General features: G+C 55.4%; 27 protein-coding genes. 17 read left to right on the top strand and 10 right to left on the bottom strand.

Annotation, left to right across the window (positions count from 1 at the left end; all coding sequences use genetic code 11):
• Nucleotides 1-60 precede the first annotated feature (60 nt).
• Nucleotides 61-357, bottom strand: a complete 297-nt coding sequence (locus GGR95_RS01185) for a hypothetical protein (RefSeq protein WP_184561943.1) — start codon at nt 355-357, stop codon at nt 61-63.
• A 50-nt stretch (nt 358-407) separates the two neighbouring features.
• On the opposite strand from GGR95_RS01185, the gene GGR95_RS01180 reads away from it, so the two are divergent.
• The 3 genes from GGR95_RS01180 (at nt 408) to GGR95_RS01170 (ending at nt 2005) form a co-directional block, all read left to right on the top strand.
• Nucleotides 408-710 (top strand): hypothetical protein, encoded by a 303-nt coding sequence (locus GGR95_RS01180; protein ID WP_184561941.1) that lies wholly within the window; start codon nt 408-410, stop codon nt 708-710.
• Nucleotides 711-782: 72 nt separating this feature from the next.
• Nucleotides 783-1544, top strand: a complete 762-nt coding sequence (locus GGR95_RS01175; RefSeq protein WP_184561939.1) for a FadR/GntR family transcriptional regulator — start codon at nt 783-785, stop codon at nt 1542-1544.
• A 248-nt stretch (nt 1545-1792) separates the two neighbouring features.
• Nucleotides 1793-2005: a hypothetical protein gene (locus GGR95_RS01170; RefSeq protein WP_184561937.1), complete on the top strand. Its 213-nt coding sequence runs from the start codon at nt 1793-1795 to the stop codon at nt 2003-2005.
• On the opposite strand, the gene GGR95_RS01165 is transcribed toward GGR95_RS01170, so the two are convergent.
• The 7 genes from GGR95_RS01165 to GGR95_RS01135 form a co-directional block, all read right to left on the bottom strand.
• A complete protein-coding gene (locus tag GGR95_RS01165) occupies nt 2002-2496 on the bottom strand; it encodes a DUF2867 domain-containing protein (protein WP_184561935.1) in 495 nt (164 codons plus the stop codon). The two genes, GGR95_RS01170 and GGR95_RS01165, sit on opposite strands and share 4 nt — an antisense overlap.
• 74 nt (nt 2497-2570) lie before the next feature.
• Complete coding sequence (locus tag GGR95_RS01160; RefSeq protein WP_184561933.1) at nt 2571-3131, bottom strand: F0F1 ATP synthase subunit B; 561 nt, start codon at nt 3129-3131, stop codon at nt 2571-2573.
• 4 nt (nt 3132-3135) lie between these two features.
• Nucleotides 3136-3696, bottom strand: a complete 561-nt coding sequence (locus GGR95_RS01155; RefSeq protein WP_184561931.1) for a F0F1 ATP synthase subunit B' — start codon at nt 3694-3696, stop codon at nt 3136-3138.
• An 86-nt stretch (nt 3697-3782) separates the two neighbouring features.
• Complete coding sequence (locus GGR95_RS01150) at nt 3783-4007, bottom strand: F0F1 ATP synthase subunit C (RefSeq protein ID WP_025059377.1); 225 nt, start codon at nt 4005-4007, stop codon at nt 3783-3785.
• A 59-nt stretch (nt 4008-4066) separates the two neighbouring features.
• Nucleotides 4067-4816: a F0F1 ATP synthase subunit A gene (locus tag GGR95_RS01145; RefSeq protein ID WP_184561929.1), complete on the bottom strand. Its 750-nt coding sequence runs from the start codon at nt 4814-4816 to the stop codon at nt 4067-4069.
• Nucleotides 4817-4877: 61 nt separating this feature from the next.
• Entirely contained in the window at nt 4878-5222 is a 345-nt protein-coding gene (locus GGR95_RS01140; RefSeq protein WP_343042024.1) for an AtpZ/AtpI family protein, read from the bottom strand.
• Nucleotides 5223-5394: 172 nt separating this feature from the next.
• Nucleotides 5395-6306 (bottom strand): LysR family transcriptional regulator, encoded by a 912-nt coding sequence (locus tag GGR95_RS01135; protein ID WP_184561928.1) that lies wholly within the window; start codon nt 6304-6306, stop codon nt 5395-5397.
• A 329-nt stretch (nt 6307-6635) separates the two neighbouring features.
• On the opposite strand from GGR95_RS01135, the gene GGR95_RS01130 reads away from it, so the two are divergent.
• Complete coding sequence (locus tag GGR95_RS01130) at nt 6636-6977, top strand: ArsR/SmtB family transcription factor (RefSeq protein ID WP_184561926.1); 342 nt, start codon at nt 6636-6638, stop codon at nt 6975-6977.
• A gap of 310 nt (nt 6978-7287) precedes the next feature.
• On the opposite strand, the gene GGR95_RS01125 is transcribed toward GGR95_RS01130, so the two are convergent.
• Together GGR95_RS01125 and GGR95_RS01120 are read right to left on the bottom strand one after the other, a co-directional pair.
• Nucleotides 7288-8187, bottom strand: a complete 900-nt coding sequence (locus tag GGR95_RS01125) for a DMT family transporter (protein WP_343042023.1) — start codon at nt 8185-8187, stop codon at nt 7288-7290.
• 283 nt (nt 8188-8470) lie between these two features.
• Nucleotides 8471-9349, bottom strand: coding sequence for a LysR family transcriptional regulator (locus GGR95_RS01120; RefSeq protein WP_184561924.1), 879 nt, complete (start codon nt 9347-9349; stop codon nt 8471-8473).
• 694 nt (nt 9350-10043) lie between these two features.
• On the opposite strand from GGR95_RS01120, the gene ffh reads away from it, so the two are divergent.
• The 13 genes from ffh to rplS all read left to right on the top strand — a co-directional run bounded on the left by ffh (nt 10044) and on the right by rplS (nt 18960).
• A complete protein-coding gene (gene ffh, locus GGR95_RS01115; protein WP_184561922.1) occupies nt 10044-11537 on the top strand; it encodes a signal recognition particle protein in 1494 nt (497 codons plus the stop codon).
• A complete protein-coding gene (locus GGR95_RS01110) occupies nt 11534-12064 on the top strand; it encodes a GNAT family N-acetyltransferase (protein ID WP_184561920.1) in 531 nt (176 codons plus the stop codon). The genes ffh and GGR95_RS01110 overlap by 4 nt, the downstream gene beginning before the upstream one ends.
• A complete protein-coding gene (locus GGR95_RS01105; RefSeq protein WP_184561918.1) occupies nt 12061-12579 on the top strand; it encodes a GNAT family N-acetyltransferase in 519 nt (172 codons plus the stop codon). Before GGR95_RS01110 ends, GGR95_RS01105 begins: the two co-directional genes overlap by 4 nt.
• Entirely contained in the window at nt 12576-13139 is a 564-nt protein-coding gene (locus tag GGR95_RS01100; protein ID WP_184561916.1) for a GNAT family N-acetyltransferase, read from the top strand. Before GGR95_RS01105 ends, GGR95_RS01100 begins: the two co-directional genes overlap by 4 nt.
• On the top strand, nt 13136-13438 hold the full coding sequence (locus GGR95_RS01095; protein WP_184561914.1) for a chorismate mutase: 303 nt from the start codon (nt 13136-13138) through the stop codon (nt 13436-13438). The genes GGR95_RS01100 and GGR95_RS01095 overlap by 4 nt, the downstream gene beginning before the upstream one ends.
• 13 nt (nt 13439-13451) lie before the next feature.
• On the top strand, nt 13452-13841 hold the full coding sequence (rpsP, locus tag GGR95_RS01090) for a 30S ribosomal protein S16 (protein WP_184561912.1): 390 nt from the start codon (nt 13452-13454) through the stop codon (nt 13839-13841).
• Nucleotides 13842-13857: 16 nt separating this feature from the next.
• Nucleotides 13858-14487, top strand: coding sequence for a 5,6-dimethylbenzimidazole synthase (gene bluB / locus GGR95_RS01085; RefSeq protein WP_184561910.1), 630 nt, complete (start codon nt 13858-13860; stop codon nt 14485-14487).
• A gap of 145 nt (nt 14488-14632) precedes the next feature.
• Nucleotides 14633-15160 (top strand): ribosome maturation factor RimM, encoded by a 528-nt coding sequence (rimM, locus tag GGR95_RS01080; RefSeq protein WP_184561908.1) that lies wholly within the window; start codon nt 14633-14635, stop codon nt 15158-15160.
• A 33-nt stretch (nt 15161-15193) separates the two neighbouring features.
• Nucleotides 15194-15982, top strand: coding sequence for a hypothetical protein (locus GGR95_RS01075; RefSeq protein WP_184561906.1), 789 nt, complete (start codon nt 15194-15196; stop codon nt 15980-15982).
• Nucleotides 15979-16776 carry a tRNA (guanosine(37)-N1)-methyltransferase TrmD gene (trmD, locus tag GGR95_RS01070; protein WP_184561904.1) on the top strand — a complete coding sequence of 266 codons (798 nt, stop codon included), beginning with the start codon at nt 15979-15981 and terminating at the stop codon, nt 16774-16776. Before GGR95_RS01075 ends, trmD begins: the two co-directional genes overlap by 4 nt.
• Entirely contained in the window at nt 16769-17521 is a 753-nt protein-coding gene (locus GGR95_RS01065) for a polysaccharide deacetylase family protein (protein WP_184561902.1), read from the top strand. The genes trmD and GGR95_RS01065 overlap by 8 nt, the downstream gene beginning before the upstream one ends.
• Nucleotides 17518-18366: a GNAT family N-acetyltransferase gene (locus tag GGR95_RS01060; RefSeq protein WP_184561900.1), complete on the top strand. Its 849-nt coding sequence runs from the start codon at nt 17518-17520 to the stop codon at nt 18364-18366. The genes GGR95_RS01065 and GGR95_RS01060 overlap by 4 nt, the downstream gene beginning before the upstream one ends.
• A 219-nt stretch (nt 18367-18585) precedes the next feature.
• Nucleotides 18586-18960: a 50S ribosomal protein L19 gene (gene rplS, locus GGR95_RS01055; RefSeq protein ID WP_184561898.1), complete on the top strand. Its 375-nt coding sequence runs from the start codon at nt 18586-18588 to the stop codon at nt 18958-18960.
• Nucleotides 18961-18963 lie beyond the last annotated feature (3 nt).

Below are 18963 nucleotides of genomic sequence, written 5' to 3'. Positions count from 1 at the left end.
AGAGTTATCCACAGGTTATCGCAATGGGCACACCCTAAGGTGGTGCCACACCATGTTGGCTCAAGGACACTTGAGCAGCCCCGTCGCCTGTGCCTGATCCCCCCGCACTTCTTTTACTTCACACCCGCTTACCATCGCCATCGCACGGCCCGCCCGTTCCCTTATCGCCCCAAAGCGTGGCGCGTATTCACTGTTGGTGCGAATGGCTTCGGCCATGTCACCCCGTACGCGCACGTCAAAAGTGGACCCCTCTACCGTCACAGTTGTGGCGGGAAGCCCGCGAAAATGGGGGCCTGCCGTGTTACAGGCAGTGAATGCCAAAGCCAGAGCAGCCCAGTAAAATTTTATGCTTTTCATACCATCAGCCTGCCCGACTGTTGGTTAACATCAAGTAAACAAACCCATTATTGTTCAAAATTTATTGGTCGGCGGTTTTCCGTGGGCAAGAAACCCTGCCTGTACGCGCCTTTGGCGTTGGCAGTGATAACACCAGCAAAGAGCTGTCTGGTGTGGGATGCACGCTTGACGGGCAAAGCGGCTCAACCACTGTCACTGCATTCAATGCCACAACACAACAACGGATGAATGGCGCTGCGGGCGGTGGCATATTGGGCGTTATTGTTGTTGGCGCCATCACCGCCGCAAACGTCGATAATGAAAAAGACGAATTCAAATACCCGCCTGTTACTGTCCAAATGAAAAAGAAGTAAACGGCCTTTGGCGCTGTTGCTTGCTCCGCCCTTTGGTTGGTCATATTATTTGACCAACCAAAGGAACACCCCATGCCCTTCCGCCCCGTCATTCCAGAAAAGCTGTCGACTGCCGTTGTGCGACAGGTCGAGCAACTGATCCTGCGCGGCATCCTGAAGCCTGAGAAACAACTTCCCCCAGAACGTGAGCTGGCAGAGCGTCTCGGTGTATCGCGGCCCTCATTGCGCGACGCAATTGCCCAGCTCCAAGAAGCAGGTCTGCTCATTTCAAAACCCGGCGCAGGGGTGTTTGTGGCTGATGTCCTCGGCTCTGCGTTCTCACCAGCCTTGATGGCCCTATTTGCACGCCACGACGAAGCGGCAATGGACTATCTCTCCTTCCGCCGCGACATGGAGGGCTTGGCAGCCGAACGCGCAGCGCGGCTTGGTTCTGACACCGATCTTGCCGTGATCAGTGCAATCTTTGCCAAGATGGAAACCGCCCACGACAACCCCGAAGAAGAAGCCACCTTAGACGCGCAATTCCACATGAGTATTGTCGAAGCGAGCCACAATGTGGTGATGCTCCATATGATGCGTTCGATGTACGATCTGCTGCGCGGCGGTGTGTTCTATAACCGCCAGATGATGTTCAAACAACAAACCAAACGGGCCGTTCTGCTGGACCAACATCGCGAAATCCACGATGCACTTCTTGCACGCGATTCAGTAGCCGCCCGCACCGCTGTAGACGCCCATCTGACCTATGTTGAACGCGCCCTGCTGGACCAACAACGCGCAGAGCGACACGAAGATGTGGCGCTGCAACGTCTTGACCATGCAAGAGGTCATTGATGTTCATTGCTCACGTTCCTGCCGCCTATCTTCTGTCTCGCAGCTTACGAGACCCACAGGCGCAAATTGCACTGTTGATAGGTTCGGTGGCTCCGGACCTTGATCTCACCCGGTTCTACTTTCTCGACGGCCAAAGCATCCACCATCACGAATACCTCACGCACCGCCCGCTTTTGTAGGCTTGCATCGGGATCGCGGCCTTATTGTTCTGGCGTCTCAGAGCTGCCAAAATTATGGGATGGTTTTCCATGGGTGCGCTGCTCCACATGGTATTGGATACGTTTCTAGGCAAGATCAACTGGACCTGGCCATGGGGTGAATTTGGCGGCCCACTGACTGTGGTCCCAGCCTCGCAGTCGCATTGGATATTGTCGTTTCTCCTGCATTGGACCTTTCTGACAGAAATCGTGATTTGTGCCGCCGCACTTTGGCTCTATCTGCGCAGACGCAGGCATCCCTAGCCCAATTTGCGCACAAGCCGCCGTAGCATAATGCAAACAATCAATTTATGCGCTGGAGCAACAGGCAACATATAGATGCGGCCAAACCTGTTGTGCACTTTTACAGACGAGGTAATCGTCAGTGTTTTTTCCACGCAGGTCACACAGGTCAACACATCCAAATGTTTATCCCGCTCAGACAGAGACAAAGTTGTGTCGCTCAAACTTTCGACTAGAAAAAAGTCGAGCTTGTCTCCGACTTGGACAAAACCGGGCGTTTTATCACTGAACCCACCAATCCGTTTCACCCCAAACCGGGCAGCAATTGCATCCCGCAATTTGAAGGCTGTCGCCATAAACGGCAGGGGGTCCGCCATCATCATGGTCCATGCCTCTAACGGAGTCAGCTGGAGAGGAAGGCCTACAGAGTGCTGGTGAAAGAATGCCAACTCGCTGCGCGGGGCAACCAATTCTATCTGCGCTGGTTGAATCTTTTGGATTTCGTTACTCATGACGACTGTCCCCTTTGAAACGAAAAAAGCCCCGCCAAGTTGGCAGGGCTTTTCTAATCTAAGTCGCCAACTGCTTAGTGCAGTTTTGCGTCAACTTGGGCGATGCCTTCGTCGATCAGCTTGTTGCCATCAGCAGCAGTCATTTGCTTGCCGATGATGTCACGTGATGCGGCAATAGCGATAAGAACTGCTTGGTCACGCACTTCTTTGATTGCGGCAGCTTCGGCAGAACCGATTTGCTCTTCCGCAGCGGCCAGACGGCGCTCTACGGATTTGGCAAGATCAGCTTTCGCCAATTCACCAGCAGCAGCAGCTTCTTGCTTGGCAGACGCAACGATGCGATCCGCCTGTTCTTGGACTTCTTTTTGCTTACGCTCGTAAGAGGCCAGCAGAGATTGTGCATCTTCGCGCAGCTTGCGTGCTTCTTCGATCTCGTTTTTGATGCTTTCGGCGCGACCGTCCAGCATTTTGCCCATCATCGCTGGTACTTTAAAATAGACCAGAATTGCGATGAACAACAAAAACGCCAGCAGAACTACAAAGTCAGTGTTGCCCAGCGAGAAGAACGGTCCAGAAGCAGCAAACGCAGGGTTTGCGACAATCAGGGCCAATACGGATGTGAGTGTGAAACGCATGAAGTTATCCTTTCATCCGTGCTGTGACTGCGGCGGTGACGGTTTTGGCATCGGCCTTACCACCCATCGCTGCAACGATTTCTTTAACGGTATCTTTAGCAACCGCCTTAACGCTTTCCACGGCACCGGCACGAATTTCCGAAATCGCTTTTTCGGATTCGGCAGATTTTGCGGCGATCTGTGTATCGGCCTTTGCGATGGCTGCATCCAGATCGGCTTGCATATCAGCTTTGGCCGCTGCGATGATGCGTTGTGCTTCCGCACGGGCATCCACCAGCGCTTGGTCATACGCAGCTTCAGCAGCATCTGCTTTGTTTGTCAAATCTTCTGCGGCTGCGATGTCGTTTGTGATAGTGCCCTGACGCTCTGCCAGAACCGCCGCGATGCGTGGCAATGCCACACGCGACAAAATTAGGTAGATTGCGATCAGCGCAAGCGCCAGCCAGAACATCTGGTTTCCCCAATGGGTGAAATCCAGTTGCGGCATGCCTGTGCTTCCGCCAGAATGCTCTGCCACGCCAATAGCGTCCGCCAGACCATCGCCTTGTGTAGTTTCGGTTGCCATGGTGGCCTCCTGTCAGAACACTGATATTCAAAAGGGCGGCGCAGCGTGCCGCACCGCCCCAAGCGTCGGAATAATCCGTAAGTCGCTTATACAGCGAACATCAGCAGAAGAGCTACGAGGAACGAGAAGATCCCCAGAGCTTCGGCGAACGCGATACCGATGAACAGTGTAGCAGTCTGTGCTGCAGCTGCGGATGGGTTACGCAGAGCGCCGCCCAAGAAGCTTGCTGCAACGTTACCAACACCGATGGCTGCGATGCCCGTGCCGAGTGCTGCGATACCTGCGCCGATGTGTGCGAGTTGACCTTCCATGAGAATTCTCCTGTGAATTGGAAGTGGATAGATGAGGCGGCTATTACCCCGCCGATTGTTCAGTGACTTGGGTGCAATGCATCTTTCAGATACACGCATGTAAGGATCGTAAAGACGTAGGCCTGAATGAAGGACACGAGGACCTCCAGACCGTACATCGCCGTGATGCCAAGAATGGCAACTGGTGACACGATGGTAAGCGCAGCAAAACCTGCGAACACTTTGATCACCGCGTGACCCGCCATGACGTTACCGGCAAGACGAATGGAGTGGCTGACAGGACGTACGAAGTACGAGATCAGCTCGATCAGGGCCAGAGCGGGGCGCAGCGCTAGTGGCGCTGATGAAACCCAGAAAAGACCCAGAAAAGATGCGCCGTTTTTCACAAAACCCAAGATGGTCACACCAAGGAACACCAGCAAAGCCAGCGGAATGGTGACCGCAAAATGCGACGTGGGCGTGAAGGCTGTGGGGATAAGACCAAGGAAGTTGGCGCAAACGATAAACATGAACAGCGTCATGATGTAGGGGAAGTACTTAACGCCTTCTTTGCCGCAGATGTCTTCGACCATCTTGTAAATGAAGCCGTAAGCCAGCTCTGCAACCGATTGCATACGGCCCGGAACAACAGCGCGCTTGGATGTACCAACGACCAACAAGATGAACACAACCGCAACAGCAAAGCTGGTCCAGAGTGCGGCATTTGTGAATGTGAACCAGTTTACAACACCGTCACCACCCAAAGGCTTGACCTGAAACTGAGCCATCGGGTCAAATGACAGACCGCCCTCTGCTGATTGTGCTGCCATGTTCCGGCCCCTTCACTCATCACCCCAAAGGGGCGGTTTCACCATGACCCCTTGCGGGGCGTTATTCTTTTGCGGTGTCTTCGGCAGTTTCTGCCGCGCTCTCCACTTCAATCTTTTCGTCCTGCATTTCCTGCGCAGATCGGAGCATCGTCTTCACTCCAGCCGCGAGGCCTAACAAAACAAACAGCACCATAAATATGGGCAGCGTTCCAAAGAACAAATCCAGCCCGTACCCGATGCCGAAACCGATCCCAAGACCGGCCACTAGCTCAATCACCATCCGCCAGGCCATCTGCGCCTGAGAATAATGTTCATCCATGCGAGGTGCCGGTTCTTGCAAACCTTTGGCCGCTGCGATCCGCGCCGCAATCGCCGCCTTTTCCGCTGTGCGATCTTGGTCGTTCACTGGCTGCCCCCGTTGGGATGTCTTGCACGTTAGGTACTTTGCAGACCACGCCGAGTCAACGGCCTAGATGCAGCCATCAACCAACTGATAACAAACAGAATTACAACCACCCCCTCGTGAGAGGTTGAGGTAACCCGTATCTTTTCCATCGATTCAAGGGGGCCTTCGTTATTCAACCATTCGGTTGACTGTCATAAGCAACAGACCGCCAACAGGCAGTTTGTGCGAACAACCAATCCCGAAAGACGCGCACAGGTTTACGACGCAACGCGCCATCTGCATGCAGCTCAAAATACCCACCATCCCTAAATCCGATGTCAGACAGAGCATTCAAGCGGCCTGCCGCAACATCGCAGGCAGCTACCTCATCTGTAACCAAGATCACGCCCTGCCCTGCCAGCGCCGCCTCATACGACAATTCCGCGCTCATCCGCCACGCGGGCGCAGGCAGGTCTATTGGCGCGCCGTTATTGGACAATTGAAACCACCTTGCCCACGTCCAGTCGCGCCTGTCACGCAACAAGGGGTAGGACAACAACTGCGCAAGGTCTGTCACCGGCGCAGAAATAAGCGAAGGCGCAGCATAGGGCCGGAGCATTGCATCGCTGATCAACGCAGCTTCGGTATATGTGGCGCCCTGCGACACAAAGCGGATGGCAACATCTGCCTCATAGCGGACAATATCCGCGATTTCCATCGAGGCTTCCAACCGCACATCAACCTGCGGGAACAATTCCTGAAAAGCTTGCATGCGAGGGATCAGCCACTTTGATGCAAACAACGGCTCGCAGTTAACGGTCACCGCCCCTTCTGGCGCTTGCGTCAAGCCTTCAGTCGCCTCTGCGATCGCATCCAAAGCAGGGCTGATCCGCGTAAGATAGGCTGCGCCATCGGGAGACAACTTGATCCCGCGCGCGTGATCTCGAAACAGCTGCACGCCCAAACGATCCTCTAAACCGCGCACGTGGCGGCTGATTGACGAATGGCTCACCCGCAGCTCTTGCGCCGCTCGGCTAAAGCTCTGGTGTCGTCCAGCGGCCTCAAAGGCACGTAGGGCGTTTAGAGGGGGTAATTGGCGGCTCATGAGCTTCTTGTGCAGTTTATGCACAAGTGATGTCAACCATTAGTCTTTGTCTTTCAGCGCTCAATGAGTGACAAAAGCCTATGTTTACTTATGTCCAAAGCCCAGCATTCGCCCCCACAAATGAGAGTGGTTCACTGAAGCCACTTGTGCGATTTATCAAATCTTTATGTGGTCAACGAAAACCACAGGCCCCCAAAGCGCCCACTGAAAACCAACACCTCCTCCAAGATGCCGGCATAGAACCGCCCGTCAAATCGCAACCCTTTTTCACAAATCACCCCCGCCTATGACGGCTTCCCCTTACCCACCACAGCGGGTAAACCTGTTTTATGGCTCCAACCCTTGATACCACCTTTGCCGCTTTGGCCGACCCCACCCGCCGCACCATCCTAGCGATGTTGCTGGAGGACGATATGGCCGTGACAGATGTGGCCGAGCCATTTGACGTATCACTGGCCTCAATCTCCAAACATCTGGGCGTATTGACCGCTGCTGGCCTGATCACGCAGGAAAAACGCGGGCGGGTGAAATGGTGCAAACTGGAACCGGACGCCATGCGCGCCGCTTCGGTCTGGATGCAGGGATTTGGCCAGTTTGAGCCGGTGCATCTGGACGCGTTTGAGAGGTTTCTGGAAACTGAACTGGGCCAACCCAATACATCGGACAATTAGGCACGAAAAAGGGAGCCCGCAGGCTCCCCTATGGTTCAATCTTGGCTGCCGCCGCAAAGCGTCTTAAAACGCAAAGCGCACAATCGCCAAAACGATTACTACTAGGCCAACAATGTAAATAATGCTCCGCATGGTATGTTCCTTCCCTAAAATGTGATCCTCCGCCCGATGTCGGGCGAAACAGAAAACGCAGGGCAAAGACGCCGTGACCAGAGAACCGATCCATCCCCGCGCCTTTGCTTCGTTATAAAGTAAACTCAACATCGGCCTGAACGGTTCCCTCAAACGGTAACTTTTTTGCATATCCGTTCTACTGTGGCGTGATCGGGACGTCATCATCGCGCAGCAGTAACAATAGCGCCAGCACCGTCAGCGCAATCCCCCCGCCCACCAGCAAGGGCGGCAGCGGATTACCCAACACAGCCTCCCACAGAATAACCCAGCTCGGCACCAGATAAGTATAAGCCATCACCTTGGCTGAGGGCAGGCGCAATGTGGCGAATTGCACCAACACAAAGGTGATCGCACTGGCGCAGATGGCGACGTAAAGGATCGTGATCCAGACCAAGGGCCGCAGGCCGCTCCAATCTGTCGATAAAATGTCAGGCGCGCCGACCAGCGCCAGCCAGAGTGTTCCCGCCACCAACACACCAAAGGAAAAGACAACGGCACTTTCGCCACGGTTCAAACGCCGCACCATTGGCGTATAAACCGCATGAGCAATACAACCGACCAGATAAATCAGCTCACCTCGCCCGATATCAAAGGCCAGCAATGCCGCCATATCTGCGCGAAAAATCACCCAAAGCGCCCCCGCACCGCCGATCACCAAGGACACAAGCATCCGCAGGGTCATGCGTTGGCGCAGCAAAAACCACGCAAACACACCCGACATCGCAGGCACCAATGTAAACACTGCCGCCGACCTGACGGGCGTTGAGGTCTTGAGCCCTTCAAACATCAACACGAAATAGATGACAAAGAATCCACCTAGTACAAGATACCGCCAAGGCGCGGAAAAAGCACTGCGTGGGATACCTGTTGTGGCCAAAGCAACTGCGCCCACAGCGACAGATGCGATGAGAAAGCGCACAGCATTCAAGGCAAGCGGGGCAATTTCATTAGCGACCATCGACCCCAATGAGAATGATCCGGCAACCAATGCCGAAAACAACAGCATCGCCAGATGCCCTTTTGCTTGTGGTGCCACGGTTCATTATCTTTCATATTTGGAGCCTTCACACCGGCGAAGGTACATTTTTAGGGTTCATATGCAGTGACAGGGCCGACAAAATGCAGGCAGTTGGGTTCAAAAACAACGATGTGTGGCGATTGCGGCGCCCTGCGCACTTAGTGAAGCATAAGCGGCGGCCTGTCCCGAATGGTGAAAACGTCCTTCAGGGGCTTTGGCAGTCGCGCAGGGCGTGTTCAGCAGCGCCATAGGCAAAAGCCTCCAAACGGGTAAATCAACGGCTTGCAAAATTTTCATACCATCACAGATACCCGTCTTTGATATGCGCCTTAAAAAACTGAACCAAAGCCTGAACTTTACTGGTGCGGTGCAGATCCACATGTGTGACCAACCACAGCGGCGATGCCCACTCTGGTAAGGTTTGGGCGACTTGCACCAGATCGGGCATCGCCGCCGCCTGCTGCACCGTCAAAAAACCGATACCCGCGCCGCTGCGCACCGCAATTCCCATGGCGTGGGGATCATCACTGCGAAACACCACATTTTCACGCGGCACAGCCTGCGCCATCCAACGGTAACAAGGCGCGCGGATTTCCACATCTTCTGGCCCGACAAAGCGGTGATTGGCGTAATCTTCAGGCCCTTTGGGCAGGTCATGCTTGTCTACATAAGATCGGGCGGCATATAGCCCCATGGCTTGATCGGCCAAGGGCTGGGCCACATTGTCGGGCTGATCAGGGGCCGCACCAGCGCGGATGGCCACATGCGCTTCACCATATTCCAGACGCAGTAGGCGGTTGCCTGTTAAATAGCGCACAACGACATTGCTGTGTTCCTCTTGAAAGGCCACCAACAGCGGCGCGATGCGCGGGGCCAGTGCCTCCAAGGAGGTCACCACCAAATCACCCGACACCTCGGCCCCCTGCCCTTTGATACGGCTGAGCAACTGGCCGAACTGATCCTCTGTCGCTTGCGCCACACGCAACAGGTCTGTGCCAGCCTCGGTTGGCGTATAGCCACGGGCATGGCGCTGAAACAGCTTCACGCCCAGACCCTTCTCCAACGCATCAATGTGGCGTATCACGGTCGCATGATGCACGCCCAAAACCTCGGCGGCGCCACTTACCGTTCCCATACGCGCCACTTGAAAAGCTGTTCGCACTTCGTCCCAGTTTTGCATCACACCCACCCAGATAACATTCGCTATCTGCTTGTAGGTCTAGTTTGCTATGACTGCAAAGGCTCCGCTTTCAGAAAGATGCAATCTTTGGAGAACACATTCATCCCATTGAAATCGTACCTAAGGCACGCAGCAGCCCGTCAACGGTCAAGCAAGTAAACGTGCCTCTTAACCTTTCAGACACATGCGGGCCGTCAGCGCAAAACTGGCAGCTCCCTCCCATTGAAGTAGCGGCACGCGCCAAATCAAAGTTTGAGTATGCGGTTAAAGAATAGGAGAGGCGCTATATCCCTCCAGTAAATTTCCCTTCCCGAAAACGGAGGCAAACAGTTCAATGGGATGACTTATTTGGTGGGATAAAACCAAATTGGAGAAGCATTAAGATAATTCGAGGGTAGCTCTAAGACGGATGCCAGAAACAGTGAGATTTTCGATCAAAGGCAGAATTTTAACCGTCACACCTCGCTTGCCCCAATCGATAGCCTTGCGCGCCCTACCCATAAGGCGTGGCAGTTGACATTCCGCCCCACGCCAGCTAATCACCCCTCACATCCCGGAAGCCAAGACTTCCGGTCCTGACCAAAATCAGGATCGCCCCCAGTCAGCGTATTACGCCCACTGGGGCATTTGTGCATTTACGCGAAGGTTCCTACATTGGGATCATCCGCAACCGACTAAGAAAGGGCATCTGCCCATGTTTGAGAATCTCAGCGAACGCCTCTCCGGTGTCTTTGACCGCCTGACCAAACAGGGCGCGCTCTCGGAAGATGACGTAAAAACAGCCCTGCGCGAAGTGCGTGTTGCCCTGCTTGAGGCTGACGTTTCGCTGCCGGTCGCACGTGATTTTGTGAACGCGGTGCAAGAAAAGGCCACTGGCCAAGCCGTCACCAAATCCATCACGCCCGGCCAACAGGTTGTCAAAATCGTTCATGACGCCCTGATCGACACGCTGCGCGGCGAAGGTGAACCGGGTGCGCTGAAAATCGACAGCCCGCCAGCACCGATTCTCATGGTGGGTTTGCAAGGCTCAGGTAAAACCACAACCACGGCCAAACTCGCAAAACGTCTGAAAGAAAAAGACGGCAAGCGTGTGTTGATGGCATCGCTTGACGTGAACCGCCCTGCCGCAATGGAACAGTTGGCGATTCTGGGTGTGCAGATCGGTGTGGACACTCTGCCCATCGTCAAAGGCGAAACGCCCGTCCAGATCGCCAAACGCACCAAGACACAGGCGTCTTTGGGTGGCTATGACGTCTATATGCTGGATACCGCTGGTCGCTTGTCCATCGACGAAGAGTTGATGCAACAAGTCGAAGCCGTGCGCGATGTGGTTACGCCCCGCGAAACACTGTTGGTGGTTGATGGCCTGACAGGCCAAGACGCCGTGCAAACCGCGCAAAACTTTAACGACCGTATCGGTATTTCCGGCGTTGTCCTGACCCGTATGGACGGTGACGGCCGCGGTGGTGCTGCGCTATCGATGCGTGCCGTTACAGGCAAGCCCATCAAATACGTCGGCCTTGGCGAAAAGATGGACTCGCTGGAAACTTTCGAGCCAGAGCGCGTTGCAGGCCGTATCCTTGGCATGGGCGACATTGTTGCGCTGGTTGAGAAAGCCCAAGAAACAATCGAGGCCGAACAAGCCGAAAAGATGATGCGCCGCATGGCGAAGGGTCAGTTCAACATGAACGACCTCAAAATGCAGCTGGAACAGATGATCAAAATGGGCGGCATGCAAGGCATGATGGGCATGATGCCCGGCATGGGCAAAATGGCCAAACAGGTCGAAGACGCCGGTCTTGATGACAAAGTGCTGAAACAACAAATCGCCCTGATCAACTCTATGACCAAAAAAGAGCGCGCCAACCCCGCGCTGCTGCAAGCCAGCCGCAAAAAGCGGATCGCCAAAGGCGCAGGCATGCAGGTGTCTGACCTGAACAAGCTGATGAAAATGCAGCGCCAGATGTCCGACATGATGAAGAAAATGGGCAAAGGCAAAGGCGGCATGATGAAAGCCGCAATGAAACAGATGATGGGCAAAGGCGGCATGGACCCTGCGGCAATGGCGCAAGGCATGGACCCCAAAGCACTGGAAGCAGCCGCAAAACAAATGGGCGGCAAACTGCCCGGTTTGGGCGGCGGCATGGGCCTGCCTGCGGGCCTGTCAGGTTTCGGCAAAAAGAAATGACCACAACAACCATCCATATCCCCACGCTAGAGACAGAGCGCCTGATCCTGCGCGCGCACACGCTGGCCGACTTTGATGCGATTGCTGGCTTTTACGCCAGCGACCGTTCCAAATTTGTTGGCGGCCCGATGAGCGCAGAATTGGCGTGGCGCAACATGTCCCAAGAAGCGGGGCATTGGGTGCTTCAGGGCTTTGGCCGCTGGATTCTTGAGGAAAAGGCAACTGGCAAGACTGTCGGTATGGTTGGCCTGTGGTATCCCGCCGGCTTCCCCGAGCGCGAGTTGGGCTATGACCTTTATGAAGGCGCGACAGGCAAAGGCTACGCCACCGAAGCAGCAACCGCTGCGCGCGCCTATGCCTATGATGTATTGGGTTGGACAACTGTCATCAGCTTGATCGCCAAAGACAACGCAGCGTCCATCGCAGTGGCAACCCGCATGGGCGCCAAAGCTGACGGCACATTTCCCCATGAACGCTTTGGCGAAACAATAATCATGCGCCACCCCTCGCCTGAGGGCCTGTCATGAGTACGCTGACCGTTCAACAAATGCTTAATTCCGAACGCCTGATCATGCGCGCCCCGCAGGCCAGCGATTTGCAAGCCTATCAAGCGTATTGCGCCAGCCCTCGCAGCAGCTTTGTCGGCGGCCCTTTTGACACAGCCAAAGCGTTTGAGAAATTCACAGCAATGGCAGGCCACTGGATTGTGCGCGGTTTTGGTCGTTATGTGATGCTCAAAGACGGTATTGCAATTGGACACGTTGGCCCATTGTGCATGGATGAATCGGTAGCTCCGGAATTCACATGGACCTTATGGGACGGTGCTTATGAAGGCCAAGGCTATGCCACCGAAGCAGCAAGCACTGTATGGCAGCATCTAACCAATGATTGCCAGTGGAAGGAAATGGTCATCCGTATCGTACCCGACAACACCAAGTCATGCCGCATCGCGGAACGTCTTGGCGCGATCCTCACTGATGAAGCTGCTCCGGTTTGGTATCCTGACTCCGTAACTTACCGTTTGTATGCAGGTGCCGCATGAACACGCTGACCGTACATATCCCCACGTTGGAGACCGAACGTCTGATCCTGCGCGCCCCCACGCTGCAAGATGCAGAGAGCTTTATCGCGTTCAAAACATCCGAGCGTTCCAAGTTCACCAATGGTCCGTTGGACCGCGCCGCAGCGCAAGTCAGCTTTTCCGCCATCGCGGGCATGTGGGTTTTTCGCGGTTACGGCCTGTTTATGGCCGCGCTGAAAACCGAGCCTGAAATAGCGATCGGCGGCTTTGGCATTTTCCACCCTGCCAAACACGAAGAACCCGAATTCGGCTGGTCGCTCTATGACGCCCGTTATGAAGGCAAAGGATATGTCACCGAAGCCATGCGTGCGGTCATCCCGTGGGCATGGGACGTCATCGGCGTGGATACGGCACAGTCGCACATTGATGAGGGCAACGCAGCTTCCGCTGCTGTGGCAATCGCCTTGGGCGCCAGTCTTGACGCTGATGCCACCAAAACGGCCAACGCTCCCGGTGGGGAATTTGAAGACGAAGCCCCTTTTGTCAACATTTACCGCCACACCAAAGGGGCTTTGAAATGAGTGATACAGTCAAACTTGCCGCCGAGGTCCTGCAAGGCCACCGTGCCAGCATTGACCGCCTTGATGCGATCCTTGTCTATACGCTGGGCGAGCGGTTCAAACACACACAGGCTGTGGGGAAACTCAAAGCCGAACACGACCTTCCCCCGTCCGATCCAACCCGCGAAGCGGATCAAATCGCACGGCTAGAAGATTTGGCAAAACGGGCCGATCTAGACCCCGAATTTGCCAAGAAGTTTCTCAACTTCATCATTGCTGAAGTCATTCAGCACCACAAACACCACGCAGATAACACCTAAAGGAAACTATACTATGTCCATGAAAATTCGCCTCGCCCGCGGTGGCTCCAAAAAACGCCCCTTCTACCGTATCGTTGCAGCCGACAGCCGTATGCCACGTGATGGCCGCTACATCGAAAAGCTGGGCACATACGCACCATTGCTGCCAAAAGACAGCGAAGACCGTGTTAAAATGAACATGGAGCGCGTCGAGTACTGGTTGGGTCAAGGCGCACAGCCAACAGACCGTATCCAGCGCATGCTGGAAGCTGCCGGCGTTCGCCCGAAGACAGAGCGCAACAACCCTAAAAAGGGTACACCAGGCAAAAAAGCGCAAGACCGCGTAGAAGAAAAAGCAGCCAAGGCAACAGCAGCGGCCGAAGCAGCAGCAGCGCCAGCAGAAGAAGCGGCAGCTGAAGAATAAGAAAGGATAGCTTGGCATGCATGCATTTTCGGATGAATTCCGTGCCGAGTTGACCAATCTAATGAAGTGGCGCCGCGATGTGCGCCACTTCTCTCCCGACCCTGTGGAAGAAGCGCTTGTTCAAGAATGCTTGTCCACGCTCTCGCTGGCCCCTTCTGTGGGGCTGTCAGAACCTTGGCGCGTGATCCGCGTACGTTCGGATACCGCCCGCGCTGCGGCGCTCTCCAATTACCAGACCGCAAATGAGAAAGCCCTTGAGGGCTATAACGGCGATAAGGCGGCGCTATATGCCTCGCTGAAGCTGTCAGGCATGCGTGAAGCCCCTGAACATTTTGCGATCTTTTGCGATGATGAGACCTCCAAGGGCGCAGGCCTTGGGGCGGGCACCATGCCTGAAATGCGCCGTTACTCGGTGGTGGGGGCGATTACGTTGATGTGGCTTCATGCCCGTACACGCGGCCTTGGCATGGGGTGGGTGTCTGTTCTAGACTCTGATCAACTGTGTCGCGATCTGGACGTCCCACAAAACTGGGCGCTGGTGGGTTATCTTTGCCTTGGATGGCCCCGCGATGTATCCCTAACGCCAGAGCTTGAAACCAAAGGCTGGGAAGCGCGTGCTGCTTCCTTGCAGATTGAGGACCGTTAATGTTTCGACTAGTTAAACTTGTAATCACCCTATCCATCGGCGCGGCAATAGGTTTCTACTTTAACAACATGCTCATGCGCGCAGAATGCAGCGCAGGAGAAGGCCAATGGACAGGCACAATATGTGTCAATTCGGAGTTACTACAATGAGCGAAACCCACATCTGTGTAGGCACTATTTCCGGCTCCTACGGCGTACAGGGCGAACTGCGGATCAAAAGCTTCTGCGCCGTGCCAGAAGACATTGAAACATACAGCCCGCTAACCAACGAAGACGGCAGCCGCGATTTCATGCTGGCCATTTTGCGCCCGATCACCAACGGGTTTTCGGCACGCCTGCCTGATATCACCAACAAAGAAGACGCAGACGCCCTGCGCGGCATCAAACTCTATGCCCGCCGCGAGCAACTGCCTTCACTGCCCGATGATGAATTCTATCACGCTGATCTGATTGATCTGAACGTGTTCGATACAGGCGGCGTCCTGTTGGGCCGCGTGAAAAGCGTGCAAAATCACGGCGCTGACGATCTGCTGGAGTTGCAATTGGCGGGATCATCCACCACCACTTTCTTGCCCTTCACAAAAGCATCTGTGCCAACGGTCGATTTGGCCTCGGGCCGCATCATCGCGGACCCTGCCGAAGGTATTCTGCCTGCTGCCCCTAAAACCGCATAGAAACAGGCGTGTCCTGATCAACGGAGGGCAGTGATGCCGCGTAAAATCGTCTTTCACGCTGGCTTTCACAAAACAGGCACATCCACCGTGCAGGCAGTGTTGCGTGCCAATCGAAAGGCGCTCATGCCTGCCCTCGCGATCCGTCTCAAAGGCCAGATGCAAGAGTTGATGAGCGCCGCGAGGGGGTATTCCACCTATTGCACCAACGACGCCCTAGACAAAGTCAGCCGCCGCTTTGACGCGCTGCTGGCAGAGCTGCCCGACATGCCGCGCCGTACATTGTTACTCAGCGCCGAGGAGCTCTCGGGCCATATGCCGGGACGGGGCGCTTTGGCTGATTACAGTGCCGCACCTGTGCTGGCCAATCTCTTTTGGACCCGTGCACAGCAGGCATTCCCCGATGCGCAGGTTCTGTTTTGCTATGCCACTCGCGCACCCGCCTCATGGCTGAAATCGGCATGGGCGGAACATGTGAAATCCTCGACGATGACATTGGATTTTGCCGCATTTTGCGCGCGCTATCCCGATGCCCCAAATTTGCAAACAATCCTCGACGATATCCGACAAAAAGTACCTGCACCCGTGCATAGCTACGCATTAGAAGAATGCAGCGACCTGCCCCTTGGCCCTGCTGATCCCGTGCTGGATCATTGTGACATCCCCGATGCACTCCGTGCCGCGCTCACGCCACAACCGCCCCAAAACAAACGACTGAGTGAAGATACGCTTGCGGCCTTGCTGGAGATCAACAGGACGCATAGGGACAAAGAAGCACGCAAAGCCGCCAAGGCGGATGTGTTGAATAAAGGACCACAGATATGACCCCGCCCAACCGCTCTCATGGGAAACAACGCATCACACCAACGTTGAAACCACGCGAATTGATGCAAAACACCCCCGACTATGCAGGCGTTTGGCAGGCCCATATCATCACATTGTTTCCTGAACTTTTCCCCGGTGTGTTGGGCGCAAGCCTGACAGGACGCGCCTTGCAAGAAGGCCGCTGGCAGTTGCACGCCCATGATCTGCGCGCCCATGGCCTGACAAAACACCGCAACGTCGATGACACACCTGCGGGCGGTGGCGCAGGCATGGTGCTACGCGCCGATGTTGTTGGCCCCGCGATTGAGGCGGTACAGGCCCGCGCCCAAGGCCGTTGGCCGATCCTCTATATGTCGCCCCGCGGTCGTCGATTTGATCAGGCGATGGCGCGTGATCTATCAGAATGCGCTGGCGTCACCATGCTGTGCGGCAGGTTTGAGGGCGTGGATGAACGCGTGATTGAGCATTACGGCATTACCGAAGTTTCATTGGGTGATTTTGTGATGACGGGCGGTGAATTGGCCGCGCAAGCAATGATCGACGCCACTGTACGCTTACTACCGGGCGTGTTGGGCAACGCCGATAGCACCGTTGAGGAAAGCCACTCTGCTGGCCTGCTGGAGCATCCGCAATACACAAAACCCGCCGACTGGCAGGGCCACGTGATCCCGCCTGTGCTGATGTCTGGCAACCACGCCGAGATTGAAAAATGGCGGCGCGAGATGTCCCATAAGCTCACTCAGGAACGCCGACCCGACCTGTGGGCAGCGCATAAGGCACATGAAGATGGCTGAATGGGCTGAACTGGATGCCGAACTGGCGCAGTGGGATGCCGCAAACCTAACCCCGCGTCTGTGGTGGCGCGATGATGATGCCCAGCAGGTCACCCCCGATCTGGAGATTTTGCTGGGTCTATCTGCAACTCATGAAATCCCTGTGCATCTGTCTGTCATCCCAAATGGGTTAAAGCCTGATCTGGCTCCGCGCCTGCGCGATACGGATCATGTGTTTGTACTGCAACATGGGTTGTCCCACATCAACCACGAGCCAAAGGGCCTGCCCACCTCAGAAGTCGGCGACACCCGTGACACCTTGCTCCAACGGGACGATTTGGCACGCGGTTGGGACATTCTGGACAGTGCAAACATGCCGCATCTTTTGCGCGGCTTTGTGCCGCCATGGAACCGGATCAGTGATACAACGCGGCGGCACCTTCCTGAATGGGGATATGATTTTCTAACGGCCTATGAAGGGCGCGGTGATGAAGCGCCGGTCAAGGGCCTGACCCACATAGACACACATCTAGATCCGATCCGTTGGAAATATGACCGCGTTTTTCGCGGCGAAGACAAGATGCTGGCGATGTTGCTAGAACACCTCCGCGAGCGCCGCAGCCATGCGCCGCTGCGTCCGATCGGATATGTCACCCACCACTTGCAAACCCAAGACCCGATCTGGGCATTTTCAGACAAGCTGTTTTCGCGTACCCGTGGCATGTGGGCCAGCGTGCCAGATATGCAAAAAGAGGCAACGCCATGAACACAATCACATTCGCCACACCAGACCAACGCAACCAAGTCGAAGCCTTTATGCTGGCCGCTTTCCCCCGTGCAAAATGGGGGGCAGAAGGCTGGACCCGTCTGTTGGCCAACCGTTGGGGCGGAGAACAGGGCGAATTTGCTGTGACCGCATGGGACGGCGATACGCTGGTTGGCGTGATGGGCATGAACGACAGCCTGCGCCACACGCCGCGCGGGCCGAAACGCTATCGCAATCTGACGTCTTGGTATGTGCTGAAATCCCACCGTGGCATGGGCTTGGGCGAAAAATTGATGCACGCCGCCATGGCTGATCCCGAGGTCACTTCAACCAACCTGACCAGCGCCAAAGCCGCGCTGCCGCTGGTGGATCGGATCGGTTTTAAAATACTGGACGCACAGCGGCTTGTCTGGCGTCCCAGCGGTACTGCGCCCCTGCCCCACACCCTCGTGCCCCTAGACGATGCCCCGCTGAACGCAGTGGACGCCCAAGTATTGGCAGACCACGATGATCTGGGCCTGAAACCTGTGGTAATTGACACCCCTGACGGGCCGCTGACACTGGTGCTGTCGGTAAAGCAAAAGGTGGATGAATACGTCACTCATGAAGTTGTCTATGTTGGTCAGCCCCCCTTGCTGGCACGCCATGCGCAGGCTGTGACGGATACGCTGTTGCCCGAAAGCGCCGCTGTTTTCAGCATCGACAGCCGCCTGATCACAGGTGCGCAGCCAGACGCGGTTGAGCAAATCGAAGTGCCGCGCTTCTATAAAGGCACCAGCATGCTGCCCTGTGAGATTGACCACATGTATTCCGAAGTCGTTCTGATGGGAATGAAGCTCTACTAGGTGTTTCCGCCCTTGATCCGCAGGCCTTTCAGGCCTATACGGCGACCAACTCGGAATCGCAAAAATGCGACTCGGGGGTTTTGCGTTGTTTACGCAAAGATTTGAAAAAGACGATGCTACCTTCGGTGGGCTGCTACGGCAGACCTGACAGACAGACCGAAGCTCTGGGGTCACCAACAACTTCGTGGCATACCACGAGCATCATAGGAGTCGCATCAGATGAACCTGATCGCAGAAATCGAGGCGGAACATATCGCCGAACTCGCCAAGGAAATCCCTGATTTCCGCGCCGGTGATACAATTCGCGTTGGCTTTAAAGTCACCGAAGGTACACGTACCCGCGTACAGAACTACGAAGGTGTTTGCATCAGCCGCAAGCACGGCAAAGGCATCGCCGGCGCATTCACAGTTCGCAAAATCTCATTCGGCGAAGGTGTAGAGCGCGTATTCCCGCTGCACTCCACCAACATCGACAGCATCACCGTGGTTCGCCGTGGTCGCGTGCGTCGCGCCAAACTGTATTACTTGCGTGAGCGTCGTGGTAAATCCGCACGTATCATCGAGAACACACACTACAAGCCGCTCAAGGGGTAAGTT

This window comes from Sulfitobacter undariae, assembly GCF_014196805.1.
Lineage (GTDB): Bacteria > Pseudomonadota > Alphaproteobacteria > Rhodobacterales > Rhodobacteraceae > Sulfitobacter > Sulfitobacter undariae.
This window is presented reverse-complemented; position numbering and strand designations above follow the sequence as displayed.

Coding starts and splice junctions, on each gene's coding strand:
- GGR95_RS01185 (WP_184561943.1), bottom strand. CDS start 357: ATGAAAAGCATAAAATTTTACTGGGCTGCTCTGGCTTTGGCATTCACT.
- GGR95_RS01175 (WP_184561939.1), top strand. CDS start 783: ATGCCCTTCCGCCCCGTCATTCCAGAAAAGCTGTCGACTGCCGTTGTG.
- GGR95_RS01170 (WP_184561937.1), top strand. CDS start 1,793: ATGGGTGCGCTGCTCCACATGGTATTGGATACGTTTCTAGGCAAGATC.
- GGR95_RS01165 (WP_184561935.1), bottom strand. CDS start 2,496: ATGAGTAACGAAATCCAAAAGATTCAACCAGCGCAGATAGAATTGGTT.
- GGR95_RS01160 (WP_184561933.1), bottom strand. CDS start 3,131: ATGCGTTTCACACTCACATCCGTATTGGCCCTGATTGTCGCAAACCCT.
- GGR95_RS01155 (WP_184561931.1), bottom strand. CDS start 3,696: ATGGCAACCGAAACTACACAAGGCGATGGTCTGGCGGACGCTATTGGC.
- GGR95_RS01150 (WP_025059377.1), bottom strand. CDS start 4,007: ATGGAAGGTCAACTCGCACACATCGGCGCAGGTATCGCAGCACTCGGC.
- GGR95_RS01145 (WP_184561929.1), bottom strand. CDS start 4,816: ATGGCAGCACAATCAGCAGAGGGCGGTCTGTCATTTGACCCGATGGCT.
- GGR95_RS01135 (WP_184561928.1), bottom strand. CDS start 6,306: ATGAGCCGCCAATTACCCCCTCTAAACGCCCTACGTGCCTTTGAGGCC.
- GGR95_RS01130 (WP_184561926.1), top strand. CDS start 6,636: ATGGCTCCAACCCTTGATACCACCTTTGCCGCTTTGGCCGACCCCACC.
- GGR95_RS01120 (WP_184561924.1), bottom strand. CDS start 9,349: ATGCAAAACTGGGACGAAGTGCGAACAGCTTTTCAAGTGGCGCGTATG.
- ffh (WP_184561922.1), top strand. CDS start 10,044: ATGTTTGAGAATCTCAGCGAACGCCTCTCCGGTGTCTTTGACCGCCTG.
- GGR95_RS01110 (WP_184561920.1), top strand. CDS start 11,534: ATGACCACAACAACCATCCATATCCCCACGCTAGAGACAGAGCGCCTG.
- GGR95_RS01105 (WP_184561918.1), top strand. CDS start 12,061: ATGAGTACGCTGACCGTTCAACAAATGCTTAATTCCGAACGCCTGATC.
- GGR95_RS01100 (WP_184561916.1), top strand. CDS start 12,576: ATGAACACGCTGACCGTACATATCCCCACGTTGGAGACCGAACGTCTG.
- GGR95_RS01095 (WP_184561914.1), top strand. CDS start 13,136: ATGAGTGATACAGTCAAACTTGCCGCCGAGGTCCTGCAAGGCCACCGT.
- rpsP (WP_184561912.1), top strand. CDS start 13,452: ATGTCCATGAAAATTCGCCTCGCCCGCGGTGGCTCCAAAAAACGCCCC.
- bluB (WP_184561910.1), top strand. CDS start 13,858: ATGCATGCATTTTCGGATGAATTCCGTGCCGAGTTGACCAATCTAATG.
- rimM (WP_184561908.1), top strand. CDS start 14,633: ATGAGCGAAACCCACATCTGTGTAGGCACTATTTCCGGCTCCTACGGC.
- GGR95_RS01075 (WP_184561906.1), top strand. CDS start 15,194: ATGCCGCGTAAAATCGTCTTTCACGCTGGCTTTCACAAAACAGGCACA.
- trmD (WP_184561904.1), top strand. CDS start 15,979: ATGACCCCGCCCAACCGCTCTCATGGGAAACAACGCATCACACCAACG.
- GGR95_RS01065 (WP_184561902.1), top strand. CDS start 16,769: ATGGCTGAATGGGCTGAACTGGATGCCGAACTGGCGCAGTGGGATGCC.
- GGR95_RS01060 (WP_184561900.1), top strand. CDS start 17,518: ATGAACACAATCACATTCGCCACACCAGACCAACGCAACCAAGTCGAA.
- rplS (WP_184561898.1), top strand. CDS start 18,586: ATGAACCTGATCGCAGAAATCGAGGCGGAACATATCGCCGAACTCGCC.